Below are 12754 nucleotides of genomic sequence, written 5' to 3' on the forward strand. Positions count from 1 at the left end.
CATGAACACATCCCCTCTCCCCCTCGACGGCATCACGGTGGTGGCCGTCGAGCAGGCGGTGGCCGCCCCCTTCGCCACCCGGCAGCTCGCCGATCTCGGCGCCCGGGTGGTCAAGGTGGAGCGCCCGGACGGCGGCGACTTCGCGCGCGGCTACGACACGGCGGCGCGCGGGCTCGCCTCGCACTTCGTCTGGTGCAACCGCGGCAAGGAGTCCCTGGCCGTCGACCTCAAGGACCCGCGCGGCCTCGCGATCGTCCGTGAACTCATCGCCGGGGCCGACGTGTTCGTACAGAACCTGGCCCACGGGGCGGCGGCCCGGCTCGGGCTCGACGCCGCCTCGCTCTGCGCCGGGCACCCGCGCCTGGTGGCGGTGGACATCTCCGGGTACGGGGCGGCCGGACCGTACGCGCACAAGCGGGCCTACGACATGCTCGTGCAGTGCGAGGCCGGTCTGGTCTCGGTGACGGGGACGGCGGAGCGGCCGGTGAAGGCGGGCGTTCCGGCGGCGGACATCGCGGCGGCCATGTACGCGTTCTCCGGGGTGCTGGCGGCCCTCCTGCGCCGGGCGGCCACCGGGCGCGGCGGCCCGGTCGAGGTATCCATGCTGGACGCGCTCGCCGAGTGGATGGGCCACCCGCTGCACCAGGGCATGCACGGCTCCGCTCCCCCCGCGCGCACCGGACTGGCGCACTCGGTGATCGCCCCGTACGACGCCTTCGCCACGGCCGACGGGGAGCAGGTGCTGCTCTCGGTGCAGAACGACCGGGAGTGGCGGCGGCTGGCCGAGAAGGTGCTCGGCCGACCGGAGTTGGCCGACGACCCGGAGTTCGCGACGAACGCGGCGCGGACCGCGAACCGGGAGCGGACCGACGAGGCGGTGGGCCGGGCGCTGGCGGGCCTGACGGGTGAGGAGGCGCTGGCCCGGCTGGAGGCGGCGGGCATCGCCTGCGCCCGGTTGAACACGGTGGCCGACGTGGCGGCGCACCCGCAGCTGGCCGCACGGGACCGGTGGCGGGAGGTGGGTTCGCCGGTGGGGCCGCTGCGGGCGCTGTTGCCGCCGATCACGCTGCCGGGGAGCGAGGAGGCGCGCATGGGCGCCGTACCGGCGCTGGGTGAGCACACCGATGCGCTGCTGCGAGCCCTGGGGATGACGGACGAGCAGGCATCGGTGCTGCGCCGGGACGGAGTGATCGCCTGAGCCGTCCCGAGCGGCGGGGCGGGCCGGGCGACGCCGTGCGGTGGGTCAGCGGCGGCTGCCGAAGAGCGAGCGCCGCAACCGCCGCAGGGGCGCGAAGAGCGACACGCGCGCGCTCCGGCTCCGGTGGCTGCGCGCGGCGTCGCGCGAGGTCAGCTCGCGCATCAGCAGCGTCGCTTCGGCCGCCTCGCGCTGCGGGACGACGGGGCCGCCGAGCACCGCGAGATGGCGGTCGAGGCGCGTACTGGTCGCACCGCTCCCGCATGTGATGGCAGGCACACGCGGCCTGCTCCGCACCGTTATCTGTTCCATGTCACTCCCCACCCGTACGAGGGCACCCGGTCCGGGCAGGTTAACCCTATCGTTCCCCGGGGACACCCGTGTATCCCGGCCACAGGATTGCGCACACGCATACGGAGGTTGACGGCCCGTTACCGAATCCGCGCGCCTGGGGGGCGACTTGGGGCGGTTCGCCGGTTCTGCCCGGCGGACCGTCCGCCCCCGAGCCCCCGCCGCCGCCCCGTGGAGCGGGAGCCCCCGACCGGCGAGACCCCCGGCCCGGGAACGACGACGGGCGGAACGCGCTTGTCAGGCGGCCGACTTGAAGACCGGGAGGTAGCCGCCCGACTGTCCGGCGGCGGTGGGGTGGTAGGACTCGCCGATGTTCAGCCAGTTCACGCTGTGCAGCCAGGAGCTGCTCGAACAGATCTCGTGCCCCGCGAAGGTCGTCCTGACGTCGCCGAAGGTGAAGCCGTGGTCCGCGGCCCGCTTGGCGGTGGCCGTGTTGAGGTGGTCGGAGGCCGCGTTGATGGCGGAGCGCTCCTTCTCGCTCAGCCCGGCGATGCAGCCGCCGCCCAGTTGGTAGAAGCGGGGGTAGCCGAGGACGACGACGCGGGCGGAGGGGGCCTTGGAGCGGATCGCCGTGTACACGGAGTCGAGTCGGCCCGGCAGGGTGGTGTCGACGTAGGAGCGGGCGGTGGCGATCCGGTTGAGGCAGGTGGCCTCGGACTGCAGGACGCAGGTCGTCATCACGTCCGCGAAGCCCGCGTCGTTGCCGCCGATGGAGATCGAGACGAGGTCGGTCGAGGCGTTCACCTTGCCGAGCTGACCGCCCGTGACGTCTCCGGTCCGGGCGCCGGAGCAGGCGGCGAAGTCGAAGGTGGAGGGGGAGTTGGCGGCCGCCCAGAGGGCGGGGTACGCGCGGCTGCTGCGTTTGCAGCTGGAGCCGTCGTAGCTGCCGGCTCCGACGCCGGAGGAGTACGAGTCCCCGAGGGCGACGTAGTCGACGGCGGCGGCGGACGAATCGGCGTTCGCGATCCCGGCACCGGTGAGGGCGAGGGCTGCGCCGAGCAGGAGGGAGGACGAGAACGCCACGAGTCTGGACATTTTCATGAAACTCCTTGGACTCCGTGAGCAGGGGATATCTGCCTGCTCCGTAGTAGCAGCGGACTCGCTGGTTCGGTAGTGTCCATGCCAAAAATATGAACGGCGTGCTTCCGTCCGCCCCCCGGTGTTCATCGGGCGCTCCCCGCCGTCCCGTCGCCGCCCCGCCGGTCCACGGCCCCGCGCGCGGCGTGCCCTCGGACCCCGAAACCCGGGTGCACGGCCCGGACCCGTGCCGGATCATGAGCGCCATGCCCGACTCCCTCGCATCCGCCCTGCCCATCCGGCTCACCCTCGACGACGGCGACTCCCCGTCCGACGTCGTCGACGCGCTCTTCCTGGGGCGCTTCGCGACGGGTGAGCAGCCGTACGCGCGCAACACCTCCATCGACCGGGTGAAGGCGGGGGCGACGCTGCTGCCGCCGGACGCCACCGTGGTGCGGAACGCCGGGGGCGACGACCGCAGCGCGACGCTCGCGGAGGGCGAGGGCTGGACCCTGCTGGCCTCCCGGTGGAGCCGGAACGCGGACGTGACCGTCATCGCGACCACCCCGGAGCTGGCGGCGGAGGTCCTCGCCCGGGCCACGGACGGCGCGCGGGACGAGCCGGAGCCCCGGCCCGACGACGTGACCATGGGCTTCTGGTACGCCTCCCCGCACCGCGGACCGCACCGCACCACCCGCCGGATCACCGCCGGGAGCTGGGAGGAGGCCCGGCCCGACTACACCGCCCCGGTGGCCGACTCCCTGGACCGGCTGATGAGGACGACCCCGGAAGACGTCACGGGCCGGCTGCTCCTGCTGCACGGGCCGCCCGGCACCGGCAAGACCTCCGCGCTGCGCACCCTGGCCCGCTCCTGGAGGGACTGGTGCCAGGTCGACTGCGTGCTGGACCCCGAGCGGCTCTTCAACGACGTCGGATATCTGATGAGCATCGCGATCGGTGAGGACGACGGCACGGAGGAGGGCCGGTGGCGGCTGCTGCTCCTGGAGGACTGCGACGAGCTGATCCGGGGCGAGGCCAAGCACACGGCGGGTCAGGCGCTGTCCCGGCTGCTGAACCTGACGGACGGCCTGCTGGGCCAGGGCCGCAACGTCCTGGTGGGGGTCACCACCAACGAGGACCTGGAGCGGCTGCACCCGGCGGTCGTCCGGCCCGGCCGCTGCCTGGCCCGGATCGAGGTCGGGCCGTTGACCCGGCAGGAGTCGGTGGCTTGGCTGGGCACGGACCGGGGCGTGGGCCGGGAGGGCAACACCCTGGCCGAGCTGTACGCGCTGCGCCGGGGCTCCGGACCCGCGTCGGTGCCGCGGCAGGACGCGGCCCCCGCCGCGGGGCCGTACCTCTGACGCCGGACGCCGCGGGAGCGGCGGTCAGCCCCGGTACGCGGCCCGCACCGCGTCCTGGACCAGCGACAGGGCCTGCTGCCGGGTGAGGCCGAGCCGTTCGGCGGTCTGCGCGTACACCTGCGCTGCGGTGGCGGCCCGTTGCTCGGCCGCTCCGCCGGCGGCCGCGACGAAGGTGCCGTTGCGCCCCCGGGTCTCGATCACCCCGTCCGCCTCCAGTGCGCGGTAGGCCTTCGCGACGGTGTTGGCGGCGAGGCCCAGCTCCTCGGCGAAGCCGCGTACGGTCGGGAGGCGGTGGCCCACGGGCAGCGCGCCGGACCGGGCCAGTTCGGCCAGCCGGGCGCGGAGTTGCTCGTACGGGGCGATGCCGGAGTCCGGGTCGAGGACGATCATGTCGGTCACGCGCCGATTCTCCCCCACCGGAAGGAAAAGGGGAGGCGTCCGGGCCGCCGCTGCGCGTACGGTCCCCCGCATGACTGTGATCGTGCGCGACTTCCGGCCGTCCGACGCCGAGGAGTGGACCCGTGTCCGCAGGGCTTCGGTCCCCTGGATGGTGGCCACCCCCGAACAGATCCTCCACGACCGGGCGCACGCCCACCCCGCCCGGCACTACCGGCTGCTGGTCGCCGAGGAGGACGGCGAGATCATCGCCACCGCCCAGGCCGGCATCGCCCACGAGAGCCCGGAGCCGGGACAGGGGTACTTCACCCCGCAGACGCTTCCGGGCCGCACCGGGCGCGGAGCGGGCTCGCTGCTGCTGCGCACGGCGGAGGAGCACCTGGCGGAGGCCGGGGCCACGGTCCTGTACGCGTGGGCCCTGGACGATCCGCAGAGCCTGGCGTTCGCCCGCAACCGGGGCTACGAACCGCGCCGTTCCGCGCACTTCCAGCGTCTCGGCCTCGCGGGTGGAACCCTGCCGCCGCGCCAGGAGGTTCCGGCCGGCGTCGAGCTGCGGCCCGGCTCCGCCTTCGCCGACGACCCCCGGCCGCTGTTCGAGGCGGACGCCGAAGTGACGGCGGACGAGCCGGGCGACATCACCTCCGAGCTGGAGGACTACGAGGACTGGCTGACCAACACCTGGCGGCACCCGGCCTTCGACCAGGAGCTCACCACGGTGGCGCTGGTCGACGGGAAGGTGGCGGCGTTCAGCGCGGCCACCACCGACGGCGCCCGGACCTATCTGAGCGGCATGACCGGCACCCTGCGGGAGTTCCGGGGGCGGGGCCTGGCGAAGCTGGCGAAGAACGACTCGCTGCACCGGGCGCGGGCCGCCGGGTACACGGACGCTTACACCTCCAACGACAGCGGCAACGAACCCATGCTGGCCGTCAACCGGTGGTTCGGCTACCAGGTCTGCGCCACGGAGGTCCGGCATGTCCGCACCCTCTCCTGAACCGCCGGCCGCCGGTACGCGGCGGTGGGCCGTCGTCCTGACCAAGGCGGGCCGCGTCAAGATCAGGTATCCGGCCGAGCTGGTCCGGGACGACGGGGCCCGCGTCACGGTCCGCGCCCCGTGGGCGGCGCCCGGAGCACGGGACTTCGGCTTCGTCCGCTTCGAGCCGGGCGACGTCTTCACCGAGCACTACTGGCGGGACCGGTGGTTCGCGGTGAAGGAGGTCCGCGGCGGGGACGGCGCGCTCAAGGGCTGGTACTGCGACATCACCCGGCCCGCCGTGGTGGCGGACGGGGTGCTGACGGTCGAGGACCTGGACCTGGATCTGTGGGTCTCGGCCGACGGGAACGCGGTCCTGCGGCTGGACGAGGACGAGTTCGAGGAGAGCGGTCTGGCCGGGCGCGATCCGGCGGCGGCCGGGGCGGCGACCGCCGCTCTGGACGAGCTGGAGCACCTGGCCCGGACGGAGGGGCTGACCACTCTGCTGGCCTGACCGGCTGCCCCGGGGGCCACGCCCACCGTGGCAGCAGACCCCCTCGGCCGCTCCCCGTCGGCTGCCACGGACCCCTCCGGCCGCCCCGGTCGACGGGGCGGCGCCCGTCCGGCCCGCTCCCCCGGGCGCCGCGGCGCGGCCGGCTCAGGGACGCGGCCGGGAGTCCGCGACGAGCTCGACCTCGTACCCGGCGGGGTCCTCCAAGTAGGCGGCGCAGTGCCCCTCCCCGCCCGCGAACGGGTGGCGGTCGGGGAACAGCAGCCGCCAGCCGTACGCCGGGGCCTCGGCCGTCAGGGCGGCGAGGGCGGTCCGGTCGCCCACGTGGAACGCCAGGTGGTTGAGGCCGGGGCGGTGGCGGTCGTGACCGCCCGGGGCCAGGTCCGGCGACTGCTCCAGCACCACGTAGGCGTCGCCCCGCCGCCAGCTGCGGCCGTGGACCCAGTGCTGGTACGGGACATGGCCGAGCCGGCCCAGCAGCCACCCCCAGCCGCGCTCCGCCTCCGCCAGGTCGGGCACCCACAGCTCGATGTGGTGCACCCGCCCGGTGCTCCCGCCGGCGGCGGGCAGCGGCACGGCCCGCCCGGCGGCCCCGGGGACGTGGGCGACCGGTTCGCCGTCCCGGTGCCAGTGGAGCATGAAGTGCTCGCCGGACCGGTAGCCGTCCAGACCGGCGCGGCAGTACGCGACCATGTCGTCCGGCAGCGCGGCCAGCGGGAACCAGTCCAGCTCGGAGCACTTCTCCGGCTCCGCGTTGCGCGGCGGGCGGGCCGGGTCGTCCTCCGCGACGAAGAACCAGCCCGTGCGCGCCCCGCCGCCGGGGCCCCGGTGCTGCATCACGAGGGCCACCCGCAGCTCCTCCGGCTCCAGCCGCAGGCCGGTCTCCTCGGCCGCCTCCCGGATCATCGCCTCGCGGACGTCCTCGCCGTCCTCCACATGGCCGGAGGGCAGGTGGAGGAGTCCGTCCGCGTAGCCCGTGTTCGCGCGGCGGGCGAGCAGCACGTCGGGGCCCCGGCGGAGGATCAGGTGGACGTCGACGACCTCGGTGTGCCGGTGCGGCGGCATCGCGCGGGCGATCACCGCGTAGCGCTCGTCGTCGACCTCCTTGCCCCACAGCCGGGCGTCGGGGGCCAGGTCTTCGTGGTGGACGCGCTCGGTGTGCGCGGAGAGCAGGGCGGTCAGCTCGGGGGCGGAGAGGCCGTCGCCGCCCCACACCCCTTCGATCAGGATGAGCCGGCCGCCCGGCTTGAGCAGGCCGAACCAGTGCGCGAGGGCCGCCGCCGGGTCGGGCAGCAGCCAGACGACGTGCCGGGCCAGGACGACGTCGAACGCCCGCTCGCCGACCGGGGGCCGGGCGGCGTCCCCGACGAGGACCTCCGCACCGCTCCCGGTGAGCTTGGCACGGGCCAGCGCGGCCATCCGGGGCGAGCGGTCGACCGCCGTGACCCGGTGGCCCTGGCCCGCGGCGAGCAGCGCGAGGCTGCCCGTGCCGCACCCGAGGTCCAGCACGTCGCCCCGGGTGGCGGGCAGCCAGCTCTCCAGCCGCCCGGCCCAGGCGTCGCGCACCGCGGGGTCCAGGAGCCCGTGGTCGGGCTCCTGGTCGAAGGTTCGGGCGGCCTCGTCCCAGTCGATCGTGGTCATGGCGCCGATGCTCTCAGCCGCCACTGACAGTGCGGGCGTCCTCCGTCGTGTTCCGGTCACCGCGCAGCCGCCGGACCAGCCGGCCGATCAGCGGCCAGGCCGCGATCAGCACCACGATCGCGTACACGGTGACGGAGAACGGGGTGTTGACGAGGCCGGAGACGTCGCCGTCGCTGATCTGGAGCGCGCGGCGCAGCTGCTGTTCGGCGGCCGGGCCGAGGATCACCCCGATGACGGCGGGCAGCACCGGCAGCCCGTAGCGCCGCATCCCGAACCCGATCAGACCGATGACCAGGAGGATCACCAGGTCGAGGGATTCGCCGCCGACCGCGTACGCGCCGACGGCGGCGAAGAAGAGGATGCCCGCGTACAGATAGGGGCGCGGGATGCGCAGGAGCTTCGCCCAGACCGGCGCCAGCGGCAGGTTGAGGGCGAGCAGCAGCACCATGCCGACGAAGAGCGAGGCGATGAGGCCCCAGACCAGCTCCGGTTCGCGTTCGAACAGCAGGGGGCCCGGCTGGATCCCGTACTGCTGGAAGGCGGCCAGCATCACGGCGGCGACGGCGGTGGTGGGCAGTCCGAGGGTCAGCATCGAGACGAGGGTTCCGGCGGCGGAGGCGGAGGCGGCGGCCTCCGGTCCGGCGACGCCCTCGATGGCCCCCTTGCCGAACTGGTCGCGGTGGCGGGAGAGCCGTTTCTCGGTGACGTAGCTGAGGAAGGTGGGGATCTCCGCGCCGCCCGCCGGGATCGCCCCGAACGGGAAGCCGATGACGGGGCCGCGCAGCCAGGGCTTCCAGGTGCGCTTCAGGTCGGCCCGGCCGAGCCAGGGGCGTCCGACGGGGATCGGCTCGCCGGAGGAGCGGCGCAGATGGGCGGCGACCCAGAGGGCCTCCCCGATCGCGAAGAGACCGACCGCGACGATGACGACGTCGACGCCGTCGGCCAGGTGGAGCGAGCCGAAGGTCAGGCGCTGCTGGCCGGTCATCTGGTCGAGGCCGACCAGGCCGATGGTGAGGCCGATGAGGAGCGAGGCGATGCCCCGGATGCGGGAGGCGCCGAGGACGGAGGTGACCGCGATGAAGGCCAGCACCATGATGGCGAAGTAGTCGGGGGCGCCGATGCCGATGGCCAGGGAGGCCACGGTCGGGGCGAGGACGACCAGGAGGATCGTGCCGATCATGCCGCCGGCGAAGTGCCCGATCGCGGCGGCGGCGAGCGCCTGCGCCCCGCGTCCGCCCTTGGCCATCGGGTTGCCCTCGATCGCGGCGACCACGGCGGCGCTCTCGCCCGGGGTGTTGAGGAGGATCGAGGTGGTGGAGCCGCCGAACATCGCGCCGTAGTAGATCCCGGCGAACATGATGAAAGCGCCGGTCGGGTCGAGTCCGTACGTCACCGGGAGCAGCAGCGCCACGGCCATCGCCGGGCCGATGCCGGGGAGCACGCCGATCGCGGTGCCGAGCAGGACGCCGAGGGCGGCCCACAGCAGGTTCATCGGGGTGAGCGCGGTACCGAAGCCGTCGATGAGGGAGTTGAGGGAATCCATCGGTCAGAGCACCCCCATCAGCGGGCCGCCCGGAAGGGGGACACCGAGCAGGTTGTCGAAGACGAAGTAGGTGAAGAGGGAGAGGCCCGCGGCGATGAGCGGGTCACGGCCGTGGTGCCGGCTGCCGAGCGCGTAGGCGGAGCCCCAGAAGAGCAGCGCCCCGGTGATCGGGAAGCCCAGGGGGCCGATCAGGACGGCGGCGGCGAGGAAGACCCCGGCGAGGAGGAGGACCGTGCGCCAGTCGGCGGGCGCGTCGAGGTCGACGTCCTCGCCGCCCTCCGCCTCGCCGCGTCCGCCGCGCAGGACGTCGACGGCGAGCAGGACCGCGATGAGGAGGAACAGGCCGCCGATGACGAAGGGCACCGTACGGGGGCCGACCGGGCCGCGCTGGGCGATGTCGACGCTCATGGTGAGGGCGTCGGTGAGCACGAGCACGCCGATCGCGAACAGCAGCACGCAGACGCCGAGTTCGGAGTGTTCGCGCAGCCAGGACCGGGCGCCGCCCCCGGGCGCGGCGCCGGTACCGGGCTCCGCGGAGCCGGTTCGGGGCCCCGCCGGGGCGGCGCCGGCCGTGTCGGGGCGGGCGGGTTCGGTGGGTTCGGTGGTCACAGCCCCAGCTCCTTGAGGACGGTGGCGACGCGCCCGTCCTGCTCGTCGAGGAAGTCGCCGAAGGGCTCGCCGACGAGGAAGGCGTCGTCCCAGCCGTTCTTCTCCAGCGACTCCTTCCACTGCTTCGTGCCGTGGAGTTCACGGAACAGGCCGGTGAGCTTGGCGCGTTCGGTGTCCGAGAGGCCGGGCGGGGCGACGATGCCGCGCCAGTTGGTGAACTCGGTGTCGAGTCCGGCCTCGCGCAGGGTGGGGGCGTCGAGCCCCGGAACCCGCTTCGGACCGGTCACCGCGAGCAGCCGCAGCTCGCCCGCCTCGATCTGGTCGCGGTACTCGCCGAGACCCGAGACCCCGAAGCCGACCTTGTTGCCGAGGATGGAGGCGAGGAGTTCGCCGCCGCCGTCGAACGGGACGTAGTTGACCGTCTTCGGGGCGATCCCGGCGGCCTGCGCCATGAGCATGGGGGCGAGGTGGTCCGGGCCGCCGGGCGAGGAGCCGCCGCCGACCGGGACGCCGGCCGGGTTCTTCTTCCAGGCGGCGAGCAGGTCCGCGATGGTGCGGTACCGGGAGTCCTTGGCGACGACGACGATGCCGGGCTCCTCGGTGAGCCGGGCGATCGGGGTGGTGTCGGCCAGGGTGCTCGGGGCCTTGTTGGTGTGGACGGCTCCGACCACGCCGAGCCCCATGGAGAGGGCGAGCTTGCCGTTGCCGTGTTCGCCGACGAGCCGGGTCAGCCCGACCGTTCCGCCGGCGCCCGGCAGGTTGAACACCTCGATGCCGGGGGTGAGTCCGGCGTCCTCGGCGTTCTTGGCCAGGGTGCGGGCGGTGATGTCGTAGCCGCCGCCCGGGGTGTTGGGGACCATGAAGCGCAGCCCGGGAATCCGGGTGCCGGTGTCGGAGCCGTCACCGGTGGAGAGCAGGGGTGGCCCGACCACCACGAGCAACGCCGCCCCGGACAGGGCGAGGAGAGTGCGCAGTCGCACAGGTTCCGCCTTTCGCTGTGAAGTGGCCCACATGTTGCCTGCGCGTTAAGAACCTGTCTCGCTTCCGGTATCAACGGACGTTGTGGTCGTTGCGGTCGCCGCCTAGCGTGTCCGCGTGACGACAGTGCTGGTGGTGGACGACGACTTCATGGTCGCGAAACTGCACAGCCGCTATGTGTCCGCCATGGACGGCTTCGCGGTCGTCGGGGTGGCGCACAACGGGGCCGAGGCCCTGCGGGCGGCCGAGCGGTTGCGCCCCGATCTGGTGCTGCTGGACATCTATCTGCCCGACATGGACGGGATCGACGTCCTGCGCGCGCTGCGCACGGCGGAGGAACGGGACGCCTCGCGCCCCAGCACGGACGCCCTGTTCATCACGGCGGCCCGGGACGCGGGGGTGATCCGGGCGGCGCTGCGGGCGGGGGCCCTGCACTATCTGATCAAGCCGTTCCACCGGTCCGCCCTCCAGGACCAGTTGCTCCACGTCGCCTCGCTGCGGACCCGGCTGGAGGAGTTGGGGGAGGCCCGCCAGGAGGACGTCGACCGGATCTTCGGCCCCCGCCCGCCCGGCTCGCGCGAACTGCCCAAGGGCCTGGCCGCCCCCACCGCCGACCTGGTGGAGCGCACCCTGCGCGACCACCCCGGGGGCCTGTCCGCCTCGGAGTGCGCCGCGGCGGGTTCGCTGTCCCGGGTGAGTGCGCGCCGCTACCTGGAGTGGTTCGCCGGCACGGGCCGCGCCGAGGTGACCCTGCGCTACGGAGGCACGGGCCGCCCGGAACGCCGCTACCGCTGGAGGGGCTGAGAGGCGTCGCGGCGCGTGGCCGCAGGGCGACCGGGAGGCGTCCGCAGGGCGTGGCCGCAGGGCGACCGGGAGGCGTGGCGGGGCGGCTCGGCCGGGGATACCTGAGCCCCTGCCTAACCGCTCCTTAAAACCACCCTAAGGATCGCCTCCACCCTCTCCCAGCAGGCGTTTTCGACCTTCCGAGCGGCTAGCTTGCTGATCGCCGCCCTCCATGGCAGCGCCGTAGCAGCGGTGCGGCCGTGCCGTTCAGAAGGAGATCCATCCATGACCGCTCGCAGCAAGGCCGCCGGGATCCTCGCCCTCGGTATCGCACCGCTCGCGCTGACCGGGCTGACCGCCGCCCCCGCTCTCGCGCACGGTTCGCTCACCGACCCGGTGAGCCGGGTGTCCGCCTGTTACGCGGAGGGACCGGAGAACCCGCGGTCGGCGGCGTGCAAGGCCGCCGTCGCGGCGGGCGGCACCCAGGCGCTGTACGACTGGAACGGAGTCAACATCGCCAACGCGGCCGGCAACCACCGCGATCTGATCCCGGACGGCAAGCTGTGCAGCGCGGCCAACGACAAGTTCAAGGGGCTCGACCTGCCGCGCGCCGACTGGCCGGCTTCCGCGATGTCGGCCGGCAAGCGCACCTTCACGTTCCGCGCGACGGCCCCGCACAAGGGCGCGTTCGAGCTCTACCTGACCAAGCCCGGTTACGACGCGTCCAAGCCGCTCGCCTGGTCCGACCTGGAGGCGAAGCCCTTCGCCTCCGCCACCGACCCGACGCTGAAGAACGGTTCGTACGTCTTCGACGGCACGGTCCCTCAGCGTTCCGGACGCCACCTCGTCTATACGATCTGGCAGCGCTCGGACTCCCCCGAGGCGTTCTACGCCTGCTCCGACGTGACGTTCGGCGGCGGGGCGGAGAAGGAGGGCGGCATCGGCGCCCAGAGCGTGGAGGCCCCCGCCGCCCCGTCCGAGGACGCGATCGCCGAGGGCGCCGCGAAGTCGTCGGTCGAGCACCACGGCCACGGTGACGACGACGCGAGCACCGGGGCGAAGGTCACGACCGCCGCACCGGCGGGCGAGGGCGGGGCTGCGGCCGGCGGCGAGGACCGGGCCGCGGCCGGGGGCGACGCCCCCGCGGCGAACGCGGCGCCCGACGGAGAGGTGCTGGCCGAGACGGGCGGTTCCGGCAGCAGCGGCTACCTGGCCGTCGGCGGCGCCGCGGTGCTCGCCGCCGGCGCGGCGGCGCTGTTCGCCTCGCAGCGCCGCCGGGCCACCGCGACGGGCCGCCGCGGCCGCTGATCCCGCCGGTGCCCTCCCGGACCCCTGCCGCGTCCCTCCGGGACGTCGGGCGCGGCAGGAGCTGACGGGCCGGTGCCCGCCGTCCGCT

The 12754-nt window shown here is 74.1% G+C and carries 13 protein-coding genes; 6 read left to right on the forward strand and 7 right to left on the reverse strand.

Annotated features, from left to right (window positions below; translation table 11 throughout):
- Window position 1 precedes the first annotated feature (1 nt).
- On the forward strand, window positions 2–1198 hold the full coding sequence (locus ACH4K1_RS29495; protein WP_398092608.1) for a CaiB/BaiF CoA transferase family protein: 1197 nt from the start codon (window positions 2–4) through the stop codon (window positions 1196–1198).
- A 45-nt stretch (window positions 1199–1243) separates the two neighbouring features.
- Here the strand turns inward: ACH4K1_RS29495 and ACH4K1_RS29500 are convergent, their stop codons facing one another.
- Window positions 1244–1507 carry a hypothetical protein gene (locus ACH4K1_RS29500; protein WP_228991457.1) on the reverse strand — a complete coding sequence of 88 codons (264 nt, stop codon included), beginning with the start codon at window positions 1505–1507 and terminating at the stop codon, window positions 1244–1246.
- Window positions 1508–1783: 276 nt separating this feature from the next.
- Window positions 1784–2587, reverse strand: coding sequence for an SGNH/GDSL hydrolase family protein (locus ACH4K1_RS29505; RefSeq protein ID WP_398092609.1), 804 nt, complete (start codon window positions 2585–2587; stop codon window positions 1784–1786).
- 242 nt (window positions 2588–2829) lie between these two features.
- Here ACH4K1_RS29505 and ACH4K1_RS29510 point away from each other — a divergent pair, with 242 nt between their 5' ends.
- The gene (locus ACH4K1_RS29510) at window positions 2830–3924 is read left to right on the forward strand and encodes a DUF5925 domain-containing protein (RefSeq protein ID WP_398092610.1); all 1095 of its coding nucleotides are present in this window, start codon (window positions 2830–2832) and stop codon (window positions 3922–3924) included.
- A 24-nt stretch (window positions 3925–3948) separates the two neighbouring features.
- Here ACH4K1_RS29510 and ACH4K1_RS29515 read toward each other — a convergent pair whose 3' ends face one another.
- On the reverse strand, window positions 3949–4323 hold the full coding sequence (locus ACH4K1_RS29515; protein WP_398092611.1) for a GntR family transcriptional regulator: 375 nt from the start codon (window positions 4321–4323) through the stop codon (window positions 3949–3951).
- Between the two features lie 70 nt (window positions 4324–4393).
- Here ACH4K1_RS29515 and ACH4K1_RS29520 point away from each other — a divergent pair, with 70 nt between their 5' ends.
- Both ACH4K1_RS29520 and ACH4K1_RS29525 read left to right on the forward strand, forming a co-directional pair.
- Window positions 4394–5314 carry a GNAT family N-acetyltransferase gene (locus tag ACH4K1_RS29520; protein WP_398092612.1) on the forward strand — a complete coding sequence of 307 codons (921 nt, stop codon included), beginning with the start codon at window positions 4394–4396 and terminating at the stop codon, window positions 5312–5314.
- A complete protein-coding gene (locus tag ACH4K1_RS29525; RefSeq protein ID WP_398092613.1) occupies window positions 5295–5807 on the forward strand; it encodes a DUF402 domain-containing protein in 513 nt (170 codons plus the stop codon). Before ACH4K1_RS29520 ends, ACH4K1_RS29525 begins: the two co-directional genes overlap by 20 nt.
- Before the next feature lie 144 nt (window positions 5808–5951).
- On the opposite strand, the gene ACH4K1_RS29530 is transcribed toward ACH4K1_RS29525, so the two are convergent.
- The 4 genes from ACH4K1_RS29530 to ACH4K1_RS29545 are packed head-to-tail and all read right to left on the reverse strand — an operon-like array spanning window position 5952 to window position 10577.
- Window positions 5952–7445, reverse strand: a complete 1494-nt coding sequence (locus tag ACH4K1_RS29530; RefSeq protein WP_398092614.1) for a trifunctional class I SAM-dependent methyltransferase/NUDIX hydrolase/VOC family protein — start codon at window positions 7443–7445, stop codon at window positions 5952–5954.
- A 13-nt stretch (window positions 7446–7458) separates the two neighbouring features.
- Complete coding sequence (locus ACH4K1_RS29535; RefSeq protein ID WP_228991464.1) at window positions 7459–8988, reverse strand: tripartite tricarboxylate transporter permease; 1530 nt, start codon at window positions 8986–8988, stop codon at window positions 7459–7461.
- A gap of 3 nt (window positions 8989–8991) precedes the next feature.
- Window positions 8992–9597, reverse strand: a complete 606-nt coding sequence (locus ACH4K1_RS29540) for a tripartite tricarboxylate transporter TctB family protein (protein WP_398092615.1) — start codon at window positions 9595–9597, stop codon at window positions 8992–8994.
- Window positions 9594–10577, reverse strand: a complete 984-nt coding sequence (locus ACH4K1_RS29545; RefSeq protein WP_398092616.1) for a Bug family tripartite tricarboxylate transporter substrate binding protein — start codon at window positions 10575–10577, stop codon at window positions 9594–9596. The genes ACH4K1_RS29540 and ACH4K1_RS29545 overlap by 4 nt, the downstream gene beginning before the upstream one ends.
- Window positions 10578–10692: 115 nt before the next feature.
- Between ACH4K1_RS29545 and ACH4K1_RS29550 the strand changes: the two genes are divergently transcribed.
- Together ACH4K1_RS29550 and ACH4K1_RS29555 are read left to right on the forward strand one after the other, a co-directional pair.
- Window positions 10693–11379 (forward strand): response regulator, encoded by a 687-nt coding sequence (locus tag ACH4K1_RS29550; RefSeq protein WP_398092617.1) that lies wholly within the window; start codon window positions 10693–10695, stop codon window positions 11377–11379.
- Between the two features lie 264 nt (window positions 11380–11643).
- Window positions 11644–12666: a lytic polysaccharide monooxygenase gene (locus tag ACH4K1_RS29555; RefSeq protein WP_398092618.1), complete on the forward strand. Its 1023-nt coding sequence runs from the start codon at window positions 11644–11646 to the stop codon at window positions 12664–12666.
- Window positions 12667–12754: the final 88 nt, after the last annotated feature.

Origin of the sequence: Streptomyces sp. NPDC017448 (assembly GCF_044330565.1) — a bacterium.
GTDB lineage: Bacteria > Actinomycetota > Actinomycetes > Streptomycetales > Streptomycetaceae > Streptomyces.

Excerpts from the sequence above, each read along its gene's own strand:
- ACH4K1_RS29530 (WP_398092614.1), bottom strand. The coding sequence starts at position 7,445 with ATGACCACGATCGACTGGGACGAGGCCGCCCGAACCTTCGACCAGGAG.
- ACH4K1_RS29525 (WP_398092613.1), top strand. The coding sequence starts at position 5,295 with ATGTCCGCACCCTCTCCTGAACCGCCGGCCGCCGGTACGCGGCGGTGG.
- ACH4K1_RS29505 (WP_398092609.1), bottom strand. The coding sequence starts at position 2,587 with ATGAAAATGTCCAGACTCGTGGCGTTCTCGTCCTCCCTCCTGCTCGGC.
- ACH4K1_RS29520 (WP_398092612.1), top strand. The coding sequence starts at position 4,394 with ATGACTGTGATCGTGCGCGACTTCCGGCCGTCCGACGCCGAGGAGTGG.
- ACH4K1_RS29500 (WP_228991457.1), bottom strand. The coding sequence starts at position 1,507 with ATGGAACAGATAACGGTGCGGAGCAGGCCGCGTGTGCCTGCCATCACA.
- ACH4K1_RS29495 (WP_398092608.1), top strand. The coding sequence starts at position 2 with ATGAACACATCCCCTCTCCCCCTCGACGGCATCACGGTGGTGGCCGTC.
- ACH4K1_RS29555 (WP_398092618.1), top strand. The coding sequence starts at position 11,644 with ATGACCGCTCGCAGCAAGGCCGCCGGGATCCTCGCCCTCGGTATCGCA.
- ACH4K1_RS29535 (WP_228991464.1), bottom strand. The coding sequence starts at position 8,988 with ATGGATTCCCTCAACTCCCTCATCGACGGCTTCGGTACCGCGCTCACC.
- ACH4K1_RS29510 (WP_398092610.1), top strand. The coding sequence starts at position 2,830 with ATGCCCGACTCCCTCGCATCCGCCCTGCCCATCCGGCTCACCCTCGAC.